The organism is Streptomyces sp. NPDC044063 (assembly GCF_056434285.1).
Genome location: NZ_JBWKFM010000039.1, coordinates 36719 through 56227, shown reverse-complemented (window position 1 = coordinate 56227; position 19509 = coordinate 36719). Strand labels below are relative to the sequence as shown.

At 71.7% G+C, this 19509-nt stretch carries 17 protein-coding genes; 12 read left to right on the top strand and 5 right to left on the bottom strand.

Annotated features, from left to right (window positions below; genetic code table 11):
- Complete coding sequence (locus tag AC07BS_RS31890) at positions 1 to 207, bottom strand: helix-turn-helix domain-containing protein (protein WP_478935245.1); 207 nt, start codon at positions 205 to 207, stop codon at positions 1 to 3.
- A gap of 209 nt (positions 208 to 416) precedes the next feature.
- Between AC07BS_RS31890 and AC07BS_RS31885 the strand changes: the two genes are divergently transcribed.
- The 12 genes from AC07BS_RS31885 to AC07BS_RS31830 are packed head-to-tail and all read left to right on the top strand — an operon-like array spanning position 417 to position 13455.
- The gene (locus tag AC07BS_RS31885; RefSeq protein ID WP_478935236.1) at positions 417 to 1607 is read left to right on the top strand and encodes a DUF6668 family protein; all 1191 of its coding nucleotides are present in this window, start codon (positions 417 to 419) and stop codon (positions 1605 to 1607) included.
- Positions 1604 to 1861: a hypothetical protein gene (locus AC07BS_RS31880; protein ID WP_478935235.1), complete on the top strand. Its 258-nt coding sequence runs from the start codon at positions 1604 to 1606 to the stop codon at positions 1859 to 1861. Before AC07BS_RS31885 ends, AC07BS_RS31880 begins: the two co-directional genes overlap by 4 nt.
- Positions 1862 to 1895: 34 nt before the next feature.
- Complete coding sequence (locus tag AC07BS_RS31875; RefSeq protein ID WP_478935234.1) at positions 1896 to 2663, top strand: DUF8175 domain-containg protein; 768 nt, start codon at positions 1896 to 1898, stop codon at positions 2661 to 2663.
- Positions 2663 to 4108, top strand: a complete 1446-nt coding sequence (locus tag AC07BS_RS31870) for a TrbL/VirB6 family protein (protein ID WP_478935233.1) — start codon at positions 2663 to 2665, stop codon at positions 4106 to 4108. The genes AC07BS_RS31875 and AC07BS_RS31870 overlap by 1 nt, the downstream gene beginning before the upstream one ends.
- The gene (locus AC07BS_RS31865; RefSeq protein WP_478935232.1) at positions 4098 to 5627 is read left to right on the top strand and encodes an SCO6880 family protein; all 1530 of its coding nucleotides are present in this window, start codon (positions 4098 to 4100) and stop codon (positions 5625 to 5627) included. Before AC07BS_RS31870 ends, AC07BS_RS31865 begins: the two co-directional genes overlap by 11 nt.
- Positions 5628 to 5679: 52 nt before the next feature.
- Positions 5680 to 7281, top strand: coding sequence for an ATP/GTP-binding protein (locus AC07BS_RS31860; RefSeq protein ID WP_478935231.1), 1602 nt, complete (start codon positions 5680 to 5682; stop codon positions 7279 to 7281).
- Positions 7278 to 9269: a type IV secretory system conjugative DNA transfer family protein gene (locus tag AC07BS_RS31855; RefSeq protein ID WP_478935230.1), complete on the top strand. Its 1992-nt coding sequence runs from the start codon at positions 7278 to 7280 to the stop codon at positions 9267 to 9269. The genes AC07BS_RS31860 and AC07BS_RS31855 overlap by 4 nt, the downstream gene beginning before the upstream one ends.
- A complete protein-coding gene (locus AC07BS_RS31850) occupies positions 9266 to 9910 on the top strand; it encodes a hypothetical protein (RefSeq protein ID WP_478935229.1) in 645 nt (214 codons plus the stop codon). Before AC07BS_RS31855 ends, AC07BS_RS31850 begins: the two co-directional genes overlap by 4 nt.
- 35 nt (positions 9911 to 9945) lie before the next feature.
- Entirely contained in the window at positions 9946 to 10428 is a 483-nt protein-coding gene (locus tag AC07BS_RS31845) for a hypothetical protein (RefSeq protein ID WP_478935228.1), read from the top strand.
- A gap of 9 nt (positions 10429 to 10437) precedes the next feature.
- Positions 10438 to 11625, top strand: coding sequence for a zeta toxin family protein (locus AC07BS_RS31840; RefSeq protein ID WP_478935227.1), 1188 nt, complete (start codon positions 10438 to 10440; stop codon positions 11623 to 11625).
- A gap of 32 nt (positions 11626 to 11657) precedes the next feature.
- The gene (locus tag AC07BS_RS31835) at positions 11658 to 12125 is read left to right on the top strand and encodes a hypothetical protein (protein ID WP_478935226.1); all 468 of its coding nucleotides are present in this window, start codon (positions 11658 to 11660) and stop codon (positions 12123 to 12125) included.
- 19 nt (positions 12126 to 12144) lie between these two features.
- Positions 12145 to 13455 (top strand): zeta toxin family protein, encoded by a 1311-nt coding sequence (locus AC07BS_RS31830; RefSeq protein WP_478935225.1) that lies wholly within the window; start codon positions 12145 to 12147, stop codon positions 13453 to 13455.
- A 4-nt stretch (positions 13456 to 13459) separates the two neighbouring features.
- Here AC07BS_RS31830 and AC07BS_RS31825 read toward each other — a convergent pair whose 3' ends face one another.
- The 4 genes from AC07BS_RS31825 to AC07BS_RS31810 form a co-directional block, all read right to left on the bottom strand.
- Complete coding sequence (locus AC07BS_RS31825) at positions 13460 to 14905, bottom strand: amidohydrolase family protein (protein ID WP_478935224.1); 1446 nt, start codon at positions 14903 to 14905, stop codon at positions 13460 to 13462.
- A 102-nt stretch (positions 14906 to 15007) separates the two neighbouring features.
- Positions 15008 to 16522 carry a DEAD/DEAH box helicase family protein gene (locus AC07BS_RS31820; protein WP_478935223.1) on the bottom strand — a complete coding sequence of 505 codons (1515 nt, stop codon included), beginning with the start codon at positions 16520 to 16522 and terminating at the stop codon, positions 15008 to 15010.
- Complete coding sequence (locus AC07BS_RS31815; protein WP_478646694.1) at positions 16522 to 17940, bottom strand: ATP-binding protein; 1419 nt, start codon at positions 17938 to 17940, stop codon at positions 16522 to 16524. Before AC07BS_RS31815 ends, AC07BS_RS31820 begins: the two co-directional genes overlap by 1 nt.
- 10 nt (positions 17941 to 17950) lie before the next feature.
- Positions 17951 to 19507: an SCO6880 family protein gene (locus AC07BS_RS31810; protein WP_478935244.1), complete on the bottom strand. Its 1557-nt coding sequence runs from the start codon at positions 19505 to 19507 to the stop codon at positions 17951 to 17953.
- Positions 19508 to 19509: the final 2 nt, after the last annotated feature.

Here is a 19509-nt window from a genome sequence, read left to right as displayed (position 1 = left end):
TTAGGTGTGTTTGGTGACGCTGCTTGAATTGATCGCACTGTTCGAGAAGTTGCGCTGCGAATGCAGGTATTCGCGTAGCTCTTCCCGCCAGATCCGCCATTCCTGTTTTGGTCCGATTTGGAACCCAGGGAGATGACTGTCCCCAAGCCATCTGACCAGGGTCGAGGTCTCGACCCTCAGGACATCTGCAACCTCTCGGGGCTTCATGACGTCCGGATACTTTGCCAGCGGATCTCCGTCGGCGCCCGGTCGCTCCACCCGGCCTCCCCCCCCGGACGATCTTCTGGTCGGGAAGATCGCACGCTATCAAGTACTGTTCGCTGCTGTTCGAATTTATTGAGCCACATTGACGGCCGCTCAGGTACTGTAAACCTCCGCGATCTAGCTCGGTGACCGCGGAGAGGGGGAAAACGGGGATGGCGGACGACATACCGAACCTTTGGGTCACGCCGCATACGGCCGCCGCGCCCGAGCCCGCGCCGCAGCAGCAACAGCCGGCGGCGCAGCAGGCGCAGGGGCCGGTCGCCGCTCAACCGCCGACCCATCGTCAGCTCGGCTCGGTCCAGGCTCCGCAGGTGCAGCTCGGCACGCTCCCGATGCGGCCCGCCCAGGGCGTGCTCTGGTGGGCGCTCGGCGTGCACGGCGGCGCCGGGGTCTCCACGCTGCTGCGCACCGTCGGCGGTGGCGGGGATGCCCAGCGGCGCTGGCCGGACATTCACGGCGCGCTCTCGGGCGTGCACATCGTGCTGGTCGCCAAGGCGGACGCCCATGGCCTGGCGGCCGCTCAGGCCGCTCTGCAGGAGTGGCACTCGGGCCAGGCGCCGGGGAGTACGAACCTCGTCGGCCTGGTGCTGATGGCCGACGCCCCGACCAAGCCGCCGCGTTCGGTCCGCGACCGCATACGCGTCCTCACCGGTGCCGTCCCGCAGAGCTGGGTGGTCCCGTGGGTCGAGGAGTGGCGCGAGGGCGGCAAGGCGCGCAAGCGCATCAAGGAGCTGGAAGCCCTTGAAAAAACGTTGCAGCAGCTGCCGCCGCCGCACGTCACCCTGGCCCTGCCGCCCGGCCCCAGCGCTGCCGGACACGCCGCCGGCCCGTCGGCCGAGCACGCATCCGCTCCCGTGGCGGGACCGGTGAACAGCCCGGCCCCCGGCCCGGTGAACAGCCCGGCCCCCGGCCCGGTGAACGCCTCGGTGCCCGGCCCGATGCCGGTGCCCACGCAGCCGGTCGTGCAGCAGGCCGCCCCGGGGGACTTCTATCTCCAGCAGCCGACGGCACCTCAGCCGGATCGACCGCAGCAGGCGCACCAGCCGCAGCCCGGGCACCCCGCGCAGGCGGTTTACCAGGCGCAGCCCGTTCCATCGGCGCAGCCCGGCCCGGCTGCACCGGCCGCAAGGCCCGAACCGCCTGTGTACGTACCGCAGCCGCTGCATCCGGCACCGCCCGCGCCGCAGGCGTACCAGCAGCATCCGCCGTACCAGCCGCATCCGGCCCCGCCGGCGTACGCGGCACAGCCCACGGCCGACGAGGCCGTGCTCCCTCCACCGGACCCGGCGACCCGTCTGGACGCCCGGCCCGCCCATCACCCGACCTCGGAAGGTAAGCGATGAACGACAAGATCGCCCTCGCCATCGGCAGCTGCCCGCCCGGCGCCTGCGGCAAGATCACCACCATTGGCTCCTGGATCACCTACCTCGCCGCCTGGGCGGCCGGTGTCGCGTTCGTGATCTCCGGCGCGATCCTGTGCTGGGCCTACTTCTCGGGCCACGGCTCCTCGCGCGCGATGAAGGCGCTGGGTGGCGCCTGCGGCGGCAGCATCATCATCTCGGCCGCGTCCGCCCTGGCCAACGCGCTGCTGGCGTAGTGAGGCCCAGCAGCGACGCCTAGGGGGAGTTCAGATGGCTGACAGGAACGAGGGGCGGGACCGGGGAAGGCTCGGCGGCGCCCTGTTCATCACAAGCGCCGTGTTCATCTTGTTGGTGGTCGTGCTCGGTGTGTTCGTGGTCGTCACCGACGACGACACCAAGGGGGACAACAGCGCCGCTTCGGGGGCGTCCGCCACTCCGGCGGCGCCCGCTTCCGGGGGCGGCAATGCTTCGTCGTCCGCGCCGCAGAAGCCCGCGGACGGCAGCTGTACGCCCACCGACACCGACACCAAGGTCCCCACGACAGCACCCAAGGACGTCTCTTGGGAGCTCTTCAACTCGGCCGCACTGCCGCGTTCGAAGAGCGCGGGGCCCATGAAGTTCGACGGCCTGACAGCCAGCTGTTACGCGCACACGCCCCGTGGTGCGCTGATGGCGTCCATCAACGGCTACTACCGCAGCATCGTCGCGTTGCCGGACAGCAAGCCGATGCAGGAGATGCTGCTCCCCGGTCCCGGCCGAGACAAGCTGCTGGAAGGCGCGAAGAAGGTCACGCAGCCGGTCCCTGCCGGTGAACTGGCACAGCTCGCCGGATTCCAGGTGGTGACGTACACCGCGGAGACCGCGGTCGTGTCCCTGGTCAACGGGGAGGCGGCCGGCGGCACGCTGAAGGTCTTCCAGGTGACCGTGCGCTGGGCGGACGGGGACTGGAAGGTGGTTCCCGCCGATGACGGCCATCTGACGTCGTCGAGCAACGCAATTGGTGACATGGCCGGTTACACCCAGTTCAGGGGGTTGTGATGCCGAGTTGGAATCCCTGTGACTGGGAATATGTCTCGACCGGGTGCAAGAAGGTCAAGGAGGTCGCCGGCAAGGTGTCCGACACGGTCACCGACGCCGTCGGCGGCGTGGTCGGCGGCTTTGTCGAAGACCTGCTGAAGATGTTCGCCGCGGGTCTTGGCAAGATCGTCGCCGCCATGACCTCGTTCTGGGTCTACGCCCCGACACCCGGTGTGGCCTCGACGGACGGCGAGGGGAAACCGATCAACCCCACCGGGGCCGCCGATGTGGCCAAGTGGCTGGCTGATCACACCCTGTGGCTCACCTTCATCCTCACCGTCATGTCGCTGACGTTCGCCGGCGCCAGGATGGCCTACGAGGCGAAGGGCTCCGGCGACCAGCTGCGCAACATCGGCCAGGGCATGGTCAAGCTGGTCCTGCTCAACGGCACGTTCACCGTGGGTGTGCAGCTCGCCATCGAGGCGGGTGACGCCTACAGCAAGTGGATCATCAAGGAATCGCTCGGCGGGGATGCCGACGCGAAACTGGGTGCCGCTGTCGTGGCCATCAGCGAACTGTCCAGCGCTCTCGGCGGCCCGATCGTGCCGCTGCTGCTGGTGATCGTCTGCGTCTGCGCCTCCCTGCTGCAGCTCATCCTCATGTACTTCCGCGCCGCCATCCTGGTGCTGCTCGCCGGAACCATCGCCATCCCGGCGGCGACCGCGTTCACCAGCATGGGTTCGCGCTGGCTCAGCCGCTGGCTGACCTGGGTGCTGGCCTTCCTCTGCCTCAAGCCCGCCGCCGCGACCATCTACGCGGCCGCGTACCGGCTTCTGGGCTCGGGCGTCAACAAGGACCTCGGGTCCGGCATCACGGGCTTCGTCCTGCTGGCCGGTGCCGTGGCCGTCCTGCCCGCGCTGCTCAAGCTCTTCCAGCCGGCGGGTGTCGCCATGGCCGGCGGTAGCGGCTTCAGTAGCGGCGGTGGCGGCGGCGACAGCTCCTCGAGCTCCTCCGGCAAGGGTCCCTCGGGCTCCGCTTCGTCCCCGTCCGGTGGCCAGGCGTCGTCCGGCGGAGGCTCGCCGAGCGGTGCGGGCCAGGCGGGTCTGTCCTCCCCGGGTGCGTCCGGCATCTCCGGTGGTGGCGGCGGCCTCGGCGGCAACATCTCCGGCGCCGCGGGTGGATCCGCCGGCGGTATGGGCGGAGGTGCGGGCGCCGGTGCCGGTGCGGGCGGCGCGGGCGCTGCCGCGGGTGGTGGTGGCGCGGCCGCCGGAGCCGGTGCGGGTGCCGGTGCGGGCGCGGGTGCCGCGGCCGGTGCCGGTGCGGGTGCCGCGGGTGGTCCGGCCGGTGCGGCGGCCGTCGTCGCCAAGAAGGCGGTCGACACCGCCAAGGCCCAGATGATCAACGGCCTGAACGATTCCGCAGCTGGTCTGCACCAGGAACTGGACGGAGGCCCCAGTGGGTCCTGAAGTGCAGCAACTCCGCACTTACGGCAACTTCCGGCGGCCCCGTTCGGCCGGTCTCGGCGGGCTGGGGCTCGTCCCCACCGCCGTGCTGTTCGTGTTCATGGCCATCGCCGGCACCCTGGCGCCGCTCGACATGCTGATGGCCGCAGTCGTCGCCCTCATCGGTGCCGTCGTGCTCGTACCGCTCGCCGTGCGCGACCGGTACGGGCGGCACCTGGGCACGCTGATGTATTCGCGCCTCGCGTGGGGCGTGGGAGTGATGAAAGGTCAGAACGTGTACCGCTCCGGAGTGCTCTCGAAGGTCCCCGGCGGCAAGTCGCTGCTGCCGGGCCTGGCGATGGCCAGTGACATGTACGAGGCCACCGACGGCCTCGGCCGCCCCTTCGGGATGATCCACTACCACGACGTGGAGCACTACGCGGTCACCATCACGTGCAGCTCCCAGGGCGGCAGCCTGGTCGACCAGGGCGACATCGACTCCTGGGTCGCCAACTGGGGCCAGTTCATGCGCACCATGAGCGGCGAGCCCAGCCTCGTCGGCTTCCAGGTCGTCGTCGAGGTGGCCCCGGACAGCGGCGAGAAGCTGCACAACGAGATCAACCACCAGGCGGCGGACACCGCATCGCCGCTGGCCCGCCATGTGATGGCCGACATCGACCGCGACTACCCGTCCGGTTCGCCGACCATCAACACCTACGTCTCGCTCGTCTACGACGCCTCCTCGGCGATCGGCCGCAGCAAGCGTGCAGCCAGCGACATGGCCGTCGAGATCGGTCGTCGTCTGCCGTCGCTGACCGCCCGCCTGGCCACCACCGGCGCCGGCGCCTGCGCCCCGCTGTCGGCGACCGAGATCGCCGAGGTCGTGCGCACGGCCTACGAGCCGGGCGTCTCCCAGCTCATCGACCAGGCCCACGCGGCCGGCCGGGACTCGGGGCTCACCTGGTCGCAGGCCGGGCCGACCACCCACATCGCCCGGTCCAAGTCGTACTGGCACGACGGCGCCACCAGCGTCACCTGGATGATGGGCGAGGCCCCGCGCGGCGAGATCTTCTCCGACGTGCTGCGCAACCTGCTGTCGGCCCACGGCGACATCGACCGCAAGCGGGTCAGCCTGATCTACCGCCCGCATTCGCCGGCCGAGGCCGCCACCATCGCCGACCGCGACTTCCGCGCGGCCCGCAGCCGTACGGAGACCACCCGCAACGGCCAGGCCCACGCCGAGGCCGAGTACGTCGCCGCGGCCCAGACCCGCCAGGAGGAGGCCCGCGGCGCGGGTCTGACCCTCTTCGGCCTGGTCGTCACGGCCACCGTGCTCGACCACGACGAGGAGCCGGGCGCCGGCGCCGACGGCAAGAACCGGCTCCAGGCCGCCGAGGTGGCCGTCGAGAACCTCTCGGCGCCCGCCCGTATCGCCCTGCGCTACGCCTGGGGCAGCCAGGACGCCGGATTCCTCGCCGCGCTGCCGATCGGCGTGATCCTGCCGGAGCACGTGACGCTGAAGCTGCCCAAGACGCTGAAGTGACCCGTTCCGGGTCCGACACCTGGTCCATTCGTACGTAAGGGGGAGTGCGCTGATGTTCCGGCGCTCGAAGAAGTCCGACGAGGCGGCCGGAACCGGTCCCGCCGGGGTGGCCGACGGCCCTGTGCTGAGCGGTCGCAACTGGGGCCTGGCGCCCCGCATCGGCGGCCGCGGCATGCGCGGCGCCGGTGGCGGGCGCGTCTCGTACCTCGACATGCCCACCGAATTCCGCGGCACCAGCCGCCAGGTGTGCGGCCTGTGGCCGTACGTCGTCGGCGCGGGCACCCCCATGGTGGGGGTGCCCCTGGGCCGCAACATCATCACCGGCGCCACGCTGTGCTGCGACCCCATCGCCTGGTTCGAGCGGGCCAACCTGATCTCCAACCCGTCGATGTTCACGCTGGCCAAGCCGGGTCTGGGCAAGTCCACGATCAACCGGCGCATGATCGTCGGCCTGGACTTCCGGGGCACCGTCTCGCTCGTCCCCGGTGACACCAAGGGCGAGTACACCGCCCTGATGCGCGCCCTCGGCGGCCAGGTCATCCAGCTCGGCCGCGGCATGGGCGCCCTCAACCCGCTGGACCTCGGCGAGATGGGCTCCGCCGCGTCCCGGCTCGTCGGCAGCGCCCGGCACAGCCTGCTCCAGGAGGCCACCGGCCGCCGCTCGACGATGGTCGCCGCGCTCATCGCGATCGTCCGCAAGTCGCTGATCACCGGTGACGAGGAGGCCCTCCTCGGCCGCGCCATCGACCTGCTGGACGACACCGACCTCGGCCGCCCGGCCATCCTGGGCGACCTGGCGCAGCTGCTGAAGGACGGCCCGGAGGCGCTGCGCCGCATGGTGCTGGCCGACGGCAACGACGACAAGTACCGGCTCGCCATCGAGCCGCTGCTCAAGTCGCTGATGTCGCTGGTCGAAGGCCCGCTCGCGGGCACCTTCAACCGCCAGACCAGCGAGCGGCTCTCGCTGGACCGGCCGGTGTCCATCGACCTGTCCTCGATCCCCGCCAGCGAGAAGACGCTGGAGGGAGCCGTCCTGCTGACCTGCTGGGCCGAGGCGTTCGCGTCCATCGAGGCGCACGACCGGCTCACCGCGGCCGGGCTGGAGCCGCGCCGCAACTTCTTCCTCGTCCTCGACGAGCTCTGGCGCATCCTGCGGGCCGGCGTGGGCCTCGTCGACCGCGTCGACGAGCTCACCCGCCTCAACCGCCAGATCGGCATCGGCCAGTCGATGACCACCCACTCCACCGCCGACCTGCTCTCCCTGCCCAACCCGGAGGACCGGGAGAAGGCCAAGGGCTTCGTCGAGCGAAGCGGCATGGTCTTCCTCGGCGGTCTGCCGCGCGCGGAGATGGACGCGCTGAACGCGATCGTGCCGCTCTCCAGCCGGGAGCGCGAGCTGATCGTCGAGTGGTCCATCCCGCCGGGCATCGACAACAAGACCGGCAAGGAGATGCCGCCCCCGGGACGTGGAAAGTTCCTGGTCAAGGCCGGTGCCAACGCGGGCATCCCGATCCAGACCGCGCTCACCCAGGCCGAGATCAAGCTCAACGACACCAACGAGCGCTGGGCCAACCGCATCGCCGACGACGACGAGCCGGTGCCCGCGGGCCCGGCCGGCGGCCGGGGCGTGTTCACCGCGGGGGCGAAGCGATGAGCTCGATGGGCCCGATGGGACCGCGCCGGCCCGACCAGGCCGGCGCCGGGCAGATCTTCGCTCTCGTCGGTGTCGGCGCGGTCGTGCTGCTGGTCGGCGGCTGCTACCTCGCGCTGGTCGGTGCCCAGTGGTGGGCCACCGGCGAGTGGCCGGCCGTGGGCCTGTTCGTCCCGCTGTTCGGCCTGGCCACCGGCGACTGGCACTGGACCACCGCCGCCACCGTCATCGCCCTCCTCGAACTGGCCGTCGTGGCCGGCGCGGCGTTCGCGGTCGTACGGGCCGTGCGCCGGAGCTGGCGGGCCGGCGTGTCGAAGAAGTCCAACAACGACGCCGCCCGCCGCATGACCACGCGCCGCGACCAGGTCGCCCTCCAGGCCGCCGCCGAGCGCACGGCCGGACGGCTGGGGATCGACACGCCCGAGCCCGGCCTCCGCATGGGCCGCTCCGTGACGACGGGCCAGCGCGTCTACGCGCCGTGGGAGTACCTCCACCTGACCATCGCCGGCCCCGGCCGGCACAAGTCCGTGGCCCAGGTGATCCCCGCGATCCTCAGCGCCCCGGGCGCCTGCGTCGCCTCGTCCAACAAGAACGACATCGTCACCCTCACCCGCCTCGCCCGCTCGTACAAGGGCAACACGTGGGTCTTCGACCCGCAGCAGATCGCCGAGGAACCGACGAGCTGGTGGTGGAACCCGCTGCGCAGCATCCGCACCCTCTCGGACGCGGAAGAGCTGATGAACACCCTGGTCGACGCGAGCAAGGACGCGGAGGCCAAGGCCCGTTCCGACGGCTTCTTCGACCCCAAGGGCCAGCAGCTGCTCAGCTGGTGCCTGCTGGCCGCCGCATTGGACGGCCAGCAGATGACGAGCGTCTACCTCTGGCTTTCCGACTCACAGAACACCGAGCCGGACGCCATCCTGCGCGCCCACGGCGCCGCGGTCGCGGCGACGGGCCTGGAGACGATGCGGCGGCTGCCGGACAAGACCCGGGAGTCCATCTTCGCGACCGCCGAGATCTTCGTGCGGTGGCTGACGAACGACCAGATCACTCGCTGGGTGACCTGCCGGCCGGAGGAGCTGGCCACGCGCCGGGAGTTCCGCCCGGACGAGTTCGTGGCCTCCGCCGACACGGTCTACCTGCTCTCCCGCAAGGGCGTCGGCTCGGCGGCACCGCTGACCACGGCGCTGTCCGCCGCGATCCTCACCACCGCCGACCGCACGTCGGAGAAGATCCCCGGCGGCCGCCTCAACCCGCCGCTGCTGGCGGCGCTCGACGAGGTCGCCAACACCTGCCGCTGGAGCCAGCTGCCCGACCTCTACACCCACTACCGCTCCAAGGGCATCATCGTGATGGCCTGGCTGCAGTCCTGGGCCCAGGGTGAGGACACCTTCGGCGAGTTCGGCATGAAGACGCTGTGGGACGCGGCCGCGTGCAAGACGTACGGCGGCGGCTCGTCGGACACCGACGGCCTGCTGAAGAAGGTCTCCGAGCTGATCGGCCAGTGGGACGCCCCGCAGATGACCCGCAACAAGGACTCCCGTACGTTCATCGGCGGCGAGACGTCGACCTCCGAGACCACCCGGCGCGAGGACATCCTGACGGTCGCCGACCTGGCGGCGTTGCCGGAGCGGCGGATGGTGGTCATGATGCACGGCATGCGGCCGATGCTGATCGAGGCGGAGCCGTACTGGGAGACGGACCAGGGCGCGATCGTGGACGAGTCGAAGCGGCTGTACGGGGCGCAGGCGGTGCCGGTGGCGGCTGCGCCGGTGGTGGAGGCGGTGCCGCCTGGCGCGTATGCGGCGCCGGCGTCGTATGAGGCGCCCGCCTCGTACGCGACGCCTGTCGCGCCTGTCGCGCCGGCGGTGCCGCCGGTGGCTCCGCCGGCCGTTCCGCCCGCTGCCCCGCCCGTTCCGCCGGCTCCGCCCGGGCTGCCCATGCCGCAGATGCCCTCGATGCCGACGATGCCGTGGGAGAAGCGACCGTGAGCGAGGCTGTCGAGCAGGACTTGCCGGTGGAGCAGGTCGAGCAGTACGAGCCGCCGACGATCGGGGGGCTGGAGGCCCAGCTGATCGAGGTGGTCGAGCTGGTCGGCCAGATCGCCGACCAGGACTACGAGCGCGCGCAGCGGCTCGAGGACCTGATAGCGGGGTTGCAGGAGCAGATCGACGAGCTCGCGGGCGGTGTCGCGAACGCCGGGGGTGCCGGCGCGGCGATGCCTGTCGGCCTGGCGGGCCCGGACGGCGCGGAGGAATCGGAAGAACCTATTCCGAGCCCGTGGGCGGCACGCGCCACGGCACGTGAGTGGTCGGAGCTCGCCGACTGGGTCGACTGGCTGCAGAACTACTACCAGCTCAACGGCGAGCAGCAGGTGCCCGTGTGCTGGCCGCAGCACGGCGGGGCGGTGGAGGAGCTGGCGGGCCTCTACTCGTCCTGGAAGGCCGCGATGCTCGCCGACGAACGGGCGGAGGGCACGGGCGACCAGTCCGCCTACTGGCACGACCGCGGCCTGTGGGACACGCTGACCCGCGTCGCCCAGGCGGTCCCCAACGCCTGCCGCAACACCGGTCACATGCCGCCCCGCCCGCTCCCGGTCACGGACCGCCGCATGCTGCCGCAGCCGCGGTGACGCGACCACACGTACAGCACCACCTTGGAGGAACCATGTCCGCGCACCTCGACCGGGCCCGCGAGGCCTACGAGTCCGAGCGCCGCGTCCAGGCGGCCGGCAAGGCCCGGGAGACCCTGGCCCACGAGCGCAAGGCCGCGGCGGCCCTGGCGGCCGCCGAGGCCGGCGAGAGCCTGGAGGCGATCGGCGGCGCCGTCGGGCTCAACCCCGCGGACACCGCCGCCCTGCTCGAGGAGGCCCGCCGCCTGGAGCCGGACCTCCCCGGCCGCCCGGGCCGCAGCCCCCGGCACGTGGTCACGCGGTACGTGGCGGGCGAGATCGGCCGCGACGAGATGATCGAAACGCTGTCGACGTGGCCGTACGCCGCGGCCGGGCCGGTCGCGGAGAACCTGCTGAACGACTTCCGGCCGCGTGTGTCGGGGAGCTTCGACGACGTGCGATCCGCCGTCTACCAGGGCCACATCGACGACGACGCGTTCGACACCATCGTCGAGCGTTTCGCCGCGCGGCAGCGGTAAGGGCGCGGGATGGCACCGAACGTGGATCCCGAAAAGGTCACGGCTCACCGGGAAGCCCTGGAGAAGGCCGCGGCCGATGGGCGCATCGGCCTCAAGGCGCCGACCGCGACCACCAACAATCCCGCGTGGTTCACCCGCGCCGGCGACGAGCTGATCCCCACGAGGGAGCGGCGTGCCGTGCACAACCAGATCCTGGCCGAGTGGAAGGACAAGGTCCCCAACCCCGGCAAGGACCGCATCGCCATCGTCACGGCGGGCCCGCCCGGCGCGGGCAAGTCGTCGGTGCTGCCGGGCGTGCAGGAGCGCCTCAGTTCCGAGGGCTGGCGCCAGGTGGACCCGGATGCCTTCAAGGACAAGCTCCTCGAACAGGCGCTGCGCGACGGGTCGTTCGAGAAGATGATTCCCGAGGGGCTCGGGCAGCCCGGGGAGCAGTTCTACCCGCGTGAGCTGGCAGCCCTGGTGCACACCGAGTCCGGCATGCTGGCGATGGAGGCCCAGGCGCAAGCGCTCCAGGCCGGTGAGAACGTCGTCATCGACGGCACCCTGGCCAGCGAGCAGTGGTCCAACGACCTCGTCGGCATGCTCGACGAGGCCGGCTACACGGTCCACGTCGTCGACGTCGAGACGTCCCAGGACGTCGCCCAGGGACGCGTCAATGGTCGTTGGCAGGAACCGTACGAGGAGGTCCTGGAGAAGGCCGAGAACGGTCAGGACACTTCGAAGGAGCTCGGCGGCCGCTGGGTGCCGAACGAGGTCGTCGGGTACATGTACCCGAACGGCAGCGAAGGCCGGGCGATATCCGCCGACAACGCCGAGAAGCTGATCCAGAACCACGCCGCGGTCAAGGAAGTCGACCGCTACTACACGCCCCACGCCAAGGCCGCCCCCGAGCGCCAGGAGAGCTGGCAGCGCGACGCGAGCGGCAAGGTCACCCACAAGACCTACGAGAACTCGCAGACGAAGGAACAGTCGACCGAGAAGTCGAAGGAAGCGCGGAGCGTCGCCTCCCAGTCGCGGATCGATCAGCTGCGGGACAAGGTCGGTGGCCGGGAGACCGAGTCCCGCTCCGTCGCCGGCGGCCGGGCTTCCGGGCGGCAGCAGCAGTCGCAGGTGAAGAATCTGCCCCAGGCCCAGCGCAGCGCGCAGCAGCGCGACGACCGGCGGCGCCAGGAGCGCGGCCGCGGCCAGGAGCGCTGACGACGATGAACGAACGTACTACCGGAGGAACGATGCCGACTCATCGTGAGCGGATTTTCGAGGTGTGCGAGGACGAACGCCGTGTCCTCGCCGTCAATAAGGCACGCGCCGGTCTCGCGCGTGAGCGGAAGGCGCTGGCGGTGCTGGCCGCGGTGGAGGACGGCGAGGACAAGGCCGCACTGGGTCTGCACCCCGCGATCGTCGACGAGCTGGTGGAGGAGGCGCGCAAGCTCTCCCCGGTGCCGCCGGGGCGTCTGGGACGCAGCCCGTGGCACGTCGCCATGCGGTACGCGGCGGGTGAGATCGGCCGGGAGGAAACCGTCGAGGAACTGGCCACGTGGCCGTACCTCCCGTCCGGGCCTCTGCTCGAAGGCCCCTGGGACGACCTCGCGGTGACGCAGCCGGGGACGTTCGACGAAGTCGAGATCGCGGCCGACCAGAAGTACATCGACGACGAGACCTACGAACTGATTCTGCGCCGCATCGCGCAGCCGTTGTGAGGGGGGAACGGGGGAACAGGTGGATGCCGAGAAGATAGCCGCGCATCGCGCGGCGCTGGAGCAGGCGGAGAAGGACGAGCGGCTGGGCAGCAGGGCCCCGACCGCTTCGGTCAAAAATCCCGAGTGGTTCGTTCGCCAGGGCGACCAGCTGCGCCTCACCCCGAGTCGGCGTGCGGTCCACGACAAGATCCTGAGCGATTGGACCAACAAGGTCTCGAACCCCGGCCGGGACCGGATCGCCATGATGACGGCCGGCCCGCCGGGCGCGGGCAAGTCGTCCGCCCGGGACGCGGCGATGAAGCGCCTCAGTCCGGACGAGTGGCGGGTGATCGACCCGGACGAGTTCAAGGAACAGCTCCTCCACCAGGCCCTGGAGGACGGCTCCTATGCCCGGATGGTGCCCGAGGGCATGGGGCAGCCGGGTGAGCGGTTCTACCCGTTCGAGCTGGCGCCTCTGGTGCACGAGGAGTCCGCCATGCTCGCCGACAAGGCGAGGGAGCGGGCGATCGCGGCCGGTGAGAACGTCGTCATCGACGGCACGCTCGCCGGTCGCGCCAAACCCGACGCGCTTGCCGAGAGGCTCAGCGCCGAGGGCTACACCATCCACATCGTCGACGTCGAGACCACCGCCGATGTCTCCCGCGAGCGCGTCATGGGCCGCTGGCAGGGTGGCTACGAAGCCGTGGAGAAGGACGCGGCGGAGGGCAAGGACGTCTCCAAGGAGATGGGCGGCCGTTGGGTGAACGGTCAGGTCGTCGACTTCATGTACCGCGACCGCGGTCCGGACGACCTGAGCATCTGCGCCGACAACGCCCAGGCGCTGATCGACAAGCACCCGGCGGTTCAGGAAGTCGACCGCTACTACACCCCGTACGCCCAGGGCGGGGCCGAGCGGCTGGAGAGCTGGGAGCGGGGCGAGGACGGCAAGGTCACGCACCGAACCCACGAGGGCTGGCAGACGCGCGAGCGGGTGAACGAGGAGCGGGCTCAGCAGCGGGCTCAGCAGCAGGCCCCTCAGCAGCAAGCTCCTCAGCAGCGGGCTCAGCAGCAGGCGCCCCAGGAGCGGACCCAGCAGCAGGCCCCCCAGGAGCGCTCCGCGAACACCCGCAGTGCCACCGCCCAGTCGCGGATCGAGCAGGTCCAGAACAGGGTCGGCGGCCGGGAGGCCGAGCCGCGGGCCGTCGCCGGTGGCCGGGCCTCCGAGCGGCAGGCACCGGGGCAGGGGCAGACGAGGAACCAGCCCCAGGCCCAGCGCGGCGGCGCGCAGCAGCAAGCCGCGCAGCGCGACGACCGGCGGCGTCAGGATCGCGGGCGCGGCCAGGAGCGGTGAGGGGCTAGGCCTCCGCCTCCGCCGCCTCCTCCGCCGCCCGCTCCAGTTCGGTCAGTAGGCGGTGGCGCTCCTCGGTGTCGATCAGGCGGCCGCGGGTCACCACCGCCTCCACGCACCGTGTGTTGCGGATGTCCGTGAGCGGGTCGGCGGTGAGGATCACCAGGTCGGCGGCGCGGCCCGGGGCGACGGCGCCCAGGACGGAGCCCTTGCCCAGGGCCGCGGCCGCGTCGGTCGTCGCGCAGCGCAGGGCCTCGGCCGGGGTGAGGCCCGCCGTGACCAGGAGGTGGAGCTCCGTGTGGAGGGAGAAGCCGGGTACGAGGAAGGGCGTGCCGGTGTCGGTGCCCGCCAGGAGGGTCACCCCGTGCCGGTGGAGCTCGCCGGTCAGGCGGAGGCGGTGCTCCTCCAGCTCCCGGGCGCGGGCGGTCTCCTCCGGTGTGCGGGTGCCCGTGATCTCCTCCACCTGCCGCCGCCAGCCGCCGGTGACCGTGGCCGGGAGGTAGCGCCACTCCTCCTCCCGCTCCGGGAGCGTCTCCGGGCGTTCGAGTACGTGATGCCCCCTCAGCGTGGGGGTGACGTACGTGCCGTTGCGCGCCAGCAGGTCGAACGCGCGCCCGGCGCGGCCGGGGTCGTAGGAGCGCGCGGCCTCCCATTCCAGCGGCCGGACGCGACGGGTCCAGGACCGGAAGCGGCTCGCCGTGCTCGGGTCCGCCGGGTCGGTCCGGACGGTCGCCAGGGTGCGCCGCAGCGCCTCCTCGTGCTCCGACGTGGCCAGCGTCAGCGGGTGGAGGTGCTCGAGCGTGCGCTGCCCGGCGTTGGACGCCTCGGTGACCGGGACCGTGTCGGGGCAGTGGCCCGCGTACGGGATGCCCCGGCGGCGGGCCTCGGCCGAGAGGGCGAGGTAGGCCTCACGGGTGAGGCGGGAGTAGACCTTGATGAAGTCCGCGGTCCCCTCGGCCGCGATGCGGCGCACGGCCTCGCGCGCCTCGGCCTCCGTACCCGCCTCGATGACCGGTTCCGGTGAGATGTCGCCCGTCCACAGGCTCGGCGCGCCGTCCACGAGCGTGCTGGCGATCACCCAGCGCGGGCCCAGGACCTCGCCCCGCTCGGCCCGGTCCCGCCAGCTGCGGATCGCGGGCGTGCCCCACATCTCGCGCACCGTCGTCACCCCCGCCAGGGGGTAGAGCGGCGAGGCGAAGGCGGCCGGTCCGACGCTGTGCGTGTGCGCGTCGATCAGCCCCGGGATCACGTACCGGCCCGTCAGGTCGACCGTCCGGGCCCCCACCGGCACCGCCAGATCGGCGCTGCGGCCCACGGCGGTGACGCGGCCGTCGCGGATAAGGATCGTCCGGTCGGGCTCGGCCGGGCGGCGACCCGGTGCCGCGATCAGCGTGGCGTGGGTGAGAGCGAGCGTCTCCTCCCCAGGCCTTCCATTCGTCGGAGTTCCACCCATCTGCCTGCCCCCGTCCGCTGTGTACTTCTCGCCTCACCCACTGTGGCGCAGCGGTGGACGCGCGGGCTGTAGGCAGCTCTGCCCCATTGACAGAACCGTGCGTCAGCCCGCCGTCAGCTCCTGCCGGGGCCAGCGCGCCCGCGCCTGTTCCTCGGAGCGCATCAGCGCGAGGACGGGCAGTCCCTGTGCCTCGCCGGCCGCCAGCAGCTCCGGCAGGGCCGGTATCGGGGCCACGGCGGCCACGTCGTCGAGGACGAGGGTGAGTGGTGGGTCGAGCCGGCCGGAGGATGACCGTGCGGCCATGCGGCGGCCGTGCTCGACCACGCTCGAGGCGAGTGCGGTGAGCAGCGGCATCGCACCCGGGCGGGTGCGGGGATCCTCAATCGCCTCACCCACCACGAACAGCGTTCCCCCTTCGGCCACGAATGATTCCACCGCCGCCGAATTGGCTCGATTCGGGTTACAGGCGTCACGGATGTGAACAGAGGTGAGCGCGTTGAGCGCACTCGCGGCCAATTGCATGGCCATGTCGCGCCGTTCGGGGTGCCCGGTGAGCGCCGACTCCAGCTCCCCCGCCGCTCCGCCGCCCGCCTTGGGATGCGTACGCAGGATGCGGACGGCCTCGTGGGCCGACGTGCCCTGCGCCCAGCGGTGCACCTGCCGGAAGGGGCGGCCGTCGACCGCCGCCGCGTGCAACCAGCAGCGCAGCAGGGTCTCGGCCGTGTCGGCGGTGGCCGAGTCCAGTGCGCTGAGCGGGCGTACGGGCGCGAGCAGCGCCACCGCCCGGGCGGCGGCCGTGTCCCGCGCGGCGCAGCCCGCCGCCGGGTTCCAGCGGAGGCGGTCCGGGGTGTCCAGCAGATGGCACGGATCGAACGCGAGCACGGGCCCGAGCTTCGCGCGGGCCGTCCTCGTGGCCACCCACACCCCCGGGTCGCTGGTCACGACGAGCGCGGGACCGGCCGCCTCCAGCACCGCCCGCGTCGCGAGGTCCCTGCGGTCCGTGGTGTAGACGAGGCGTCGGGGGGCGGGGATGTCGGGGACAGGGACAGGGGCCGGGGCCGGTGCCGACGCCGGTGCGGGCACGGGAGTGAGTGCCGGCTCCTGCACCGGCTCCGGCACCGGTTCCGGCGTACGCGGCTCCGGTACGGGCGCGGGCCCCGCCGCTTCCTCCTGCGCCCCCGCTCCAGCTCCCGCCCCCGCTCCCGCTCCCGCCTCCGCCTCCGCCTCCGTCGCCCTCGCCCGTACCCCCCGCCACCGGGCCACCGTCCCTATCGCGAACGTCGTCAGCACCAGGGCCACCAGCACCTCGCTGATGAGCACCCCCCAGAACAGCCCGTACCCCGGCAGCTCCGTCGCGTCCGCCTCCGGCCAGGCGGCCGGCAGGTCGCGCGGCTGCGTCATCAGGTGGCGCAGGGCCTGCGGGGTGCGGACGAACGTCACGCCGTCCGGCCATCCGCCGTGCGCGAAGAACGCCGAGCAGCCCGTTGCCGTCCAGACCAGCAGGGTGATGCCCAGCAGGAAGGCCAGCACGCTGATCAGCAGGCCGTCCGGAATCCCGCGTTCTATGCCGGGGTCCCGGCTGTCCCGGCCGCCGCCCCCGTTCCGCGCCGGGGCCATCAGGCCACCGTCGACTCGGAGGGCTCGGCCGCGCCGGCCGGCCCGTACGCCTCCAGCGCCGCTGCGGCCCGTTCCGCCGCCGCGGCCTCCGCCGCGAGCTCGCGCGCGAGGTCGGCGCCGTCCTCGGTCATGGCCCGGTCGGTGTAGACCAGCGGCCGTTCGGCGTCGGTGATGAGGTGTTTGACCACCTGGACATTGCCGTTGACGTCCCAGACCGCGATGCCGGGGGTGAGCGTCGGAATGATCTCCACGGCCCAGCGCGGCAGCCCCAGCACCTGGCCCGTGGCCCGTGCCTCGTCGGCCTTCTGGGCGTAGACGGTCCGGGTCGAGGCCATCTTGAGGATCGCCGCGGCCTCCTTGGCCGCCGCCCCGTCGACCACGTCGGACAGGTGGTGGACCACCGCGACGAAGGACAGGCCGAGCCGTCGCCCGAACTTCAGCAGCCGCTGGAAGAGCTGGGCCACGAACGGCGAGTTGATGATGTGCCAGGCCTCCTCGACCAGGAAGATGCGCTTCTTCCGGTCCGGCCTGATCCAGGTGTGCTCCAGCCAGACGCCCACGATCGCCATGAGGATGGGCATGGCGATGGAGTTGCGGTCGATGTGGGAGAGGTCGAAGACGATCAGCGGTGCGTCGAGGTCGATGCCGGCCGTCGTCGGACCGTCGAACATGCCCCGCAGGTCACCGTCCACCAGCCGGTCCAGCACCAGCGCGACGTCCAGGCCCCAGGCCCGTACATCGTCTATGTCGACGTTCATCGACTCCGCCGACTCGGCCTCCGGGTGGCGCAGCTGCTCGACGATGTCCGTCAGCACCGGCTGCCGGCCGATGATGGTCTCGTTGACGTAGGAGTGGGCGACCTTGAGCGCGAAACCGGCCCGCTCGTCCAGTCCTCGTCCCGTCGCGACCTCGATGATCGTACGGAGGAGGGCGAGCTGGCCGGTGGTGGTGATCGCCGGGTCGAGCGGATTGAGCCGGATCCCGCCGCTGAGGGCGGCCGCGGGGTCGAGCCGGATGGGGGTTATGCCCAGCTGCTGCGCGATGAGGTTCCACTCGCCGACGCCGTCCTCGCCCTGGGCGTCCAGGACGACCACCTGCCGGTCGCGGAAGCGCAGCTGGCGCAGGACGTACGTCTTCTCCAGCGCGGACTTGCCGTTGCCGGACTCGCCCAGGACGAGCCAGTGCGGGGCGGGCAGCTGCTGGCCGTAGAGCTGGAAGGGGTCGTAGATGTAGCCCTTGCCGGAGTAGACCTCGCGCCCGATGACCACGCCCGAGTCGCCCAGGCCGGGGGCCGCGGTGGGGAGGTAGACGGCCTGCGCCTGTCCGGTGGAGGTGCGGACGGGCAGCCGGGTGGTCTCGACCTTCCCGAAGAGAAAGCTGGTGAAGGCGTCGGTGATGGCGGCCAGGGGATCGAGCACGGCATTGCCCCTATCGTCGGATGCCGGTCGCGAACGGCAGCGTGTTGACGAACGCCCTGTGGTGCTCGCGGTCGCACCACTCGAGCTTGAGGTAGCTCTTGCCCGCCGATGCTCTTATGGTCCGCTTGTCGCGCGCCAGCGCCTCCGGGGAACGCGAGGAGACGGTGATGTAGCCGACCAGGTTGACGCCCGCCGCGCCGCTGGCGAGGTCCTCGCCGCGCTGGTCGACGCGGGAGTGGTGGGCGACGTCGCGCGGGTCGACGACCCGGTTCATCTTGGCGGCGCGCGAGGCGTCCGCGTCGTCGTTCGTCTTCTCGGTGAGCATCCGCTCGATGGCCACGTCGGTCGGCTCCAGGTCCATGCAGACCGCGACCGTACGGATCACGTCCGGGGTGTGCACGAGGAGCGGCGCGAGGAAGTTGACGCCCACGGGCGTCATCGGCCACTCCTTCACCCACGCCGTCGCGTGGCACCAGGGCGCGCGCGTGACCGACTCCCGGGTCTTCGCCTGGAGGTAGGTGGGCTCCATGGCGTCCAGCTCGGCCGGCCAGGCGTTGCGCTTGGTCATGGCCTGGATGTGGTCGATCGGGTGGTCCGGGTCGTACATGGAGTGGACGAGGGAGGCCAGCCGTCCCTGCCCCAGGGGCTGCCGCACCCTGATGTCCGCCTCGGCGAGCCGGGCGCAGATGTCGGTCAGCTCGCGGGCCATCACCACGGCGAGGCCCGCGTCGCGGTCCAGACGGTGCTTCCCGCCGCCCTCGTGCCGCGAGGCGCGGGCGATGGCCTGCGCCTCGGCGGCCAGCTCGCGGCTGTAGTGCATGCAGGCCACGAGGTACGCGCGGTGCTGCTCGGAGGAGGTGGAGACCATGGACTGGAGCTGGTCGTACGACTCCTTCAGCCAGGCGGGGGCGTTGTCGTCGCCGCGCCGCTCGACGTCCTTGGCGTGCGCGTCGGGGTCGGCGGGCAGCGTACGGGCCAGCATCTGGAGGCGGGTGACGTAGCCGTCGCCGTTGGCGACGTGCTTCAGGAGCGTGCCGAAGCGCTCGACGAGCGCCTCCTGGTCCTCCGAGTCGCGCAGGCCGACGCCGGGCCCCTCGATCTCGATGGCGGCGGTCACGGTGCGGCGGTCGGCGTGCAGCAGCACGGCGATCTCGTCGGGCCCGAAGGGCGCCGACAGCCAGTTGATGCGGCCGATGCCGGGCGGCGGGCCCACCTCGACCTCCCGCCCGTCCAGCCGCGTGCCGGCCTCCATCGCGAAGGAACGGTAGCCGGCGCCCCGGCGGAGGATGCGCTTGTACGAGCGCTTGATCTCGAACCACTTGTAGAACGTGCGGTTCTTGTACGGCACGTAGACGGCGGCCAGGGAGAGGGCGGGGAAACCGGTGAGGGTGACGATCCGCAAGGGGAGGAAGGGCACCAGGAGACCGCACATCATCCCGAGGAAACCACCGGCGATGATCAACGCGATCTCGCCGGACTCCCGGTTCTTGCCCACGACCGCGTTGGGACGCGCACGGCCGATCAAATACGTACGGCGGGCCGCGATCGGCTGGGACTGGGCCGGGATCG

Bases quoted from the DNA above. Each gene is read 5' to 3' on its own strand.
- AC07BS_RS31820 (WP_478935223.1), bottom strand. From the start codon at position 16,522: ATGGCCCCGGCGCGGAACGGGGGCGGCGGCCGGGACAGCCGGGACCCC.
- AC07BS_RS31885 (WP_478935236.1), top strand. From the start codon at position 417: ATGGCGGACGACATACCGAACCTTTGGGTCACGCCGCATACGGCCGCC.
- AC07BS_RS31840 (WP_478935227.1), top strand. From the start codon at position 10,438: ATGGCACCGAACGTGGATCCCGAAAAGGTCACGGCTCACCGGGAAGCC.
- AC07BS_RS31845 (WP_478935228.1), top strand. From the start codon at position 9,946: ATGTCCGCGCACCTCGACCGGGCCCGCGAGGCCTACGAGTCCGAGCGC.
- AC07BS_RS31875 (WP_478935234.1), top strand. From the start codon at position 1,896: ATGGCTGACAGGAACGAGGGGCGGGACCGGGGAAGGCTCGGCGGCGCC.
- AC07BS_RS31825 (WP_478935224.1), bottom strand. From the start codon at position 14,905: ATGGGTGGAACTCCGACGAATGGAAGGCCTGGGGAGGAGACGCTCGCT.
- AC07BS_RS31835 (WP_478935226.1), top strand. From the start codon at position 11,658: ATGCCGACTCATCGTGAGCGGATTTTCGAGGTGTGCGAGGACGAACGC.
- AC07BS_RS31860 (WP_478935231.1), top strand. From the start codon at position 5,680: ATGTTCCGGCGCTCGAAGAAGTCCGACGAGGCGGCCGGAACCGGTCCC.
- AC07BS_RS31880 (WP_478935235.1), top strand. From the start codon at position 1,604: ATGAACGACAAGATCGCCCTCGCCATCGGCAGCTGCCCGCCCGGCGCC.
- AC07BS_RS31855 (WP_478935230.1), top strand. From the start codon at position 7,278: ATGAGCTCGATGGGCCCGATGGGACCGCGCCGGCCCGACCAGGCCGGC.
- AC07BS_RS31890 (WP_478935245.1), bottom strand. From the start codon at position 207: ATGAAGCCCCGAGAGGTTGCAGATGTCCTGAGGGTCGAGACCTCGACC.
- AC07BS_RS31870 (WP_478935233.1), top strand. From the start codon at position 2,663: ATGCCGAGTTGGAATCCCTGTGACTGGGAATATGTCTCGACCGGGTGC.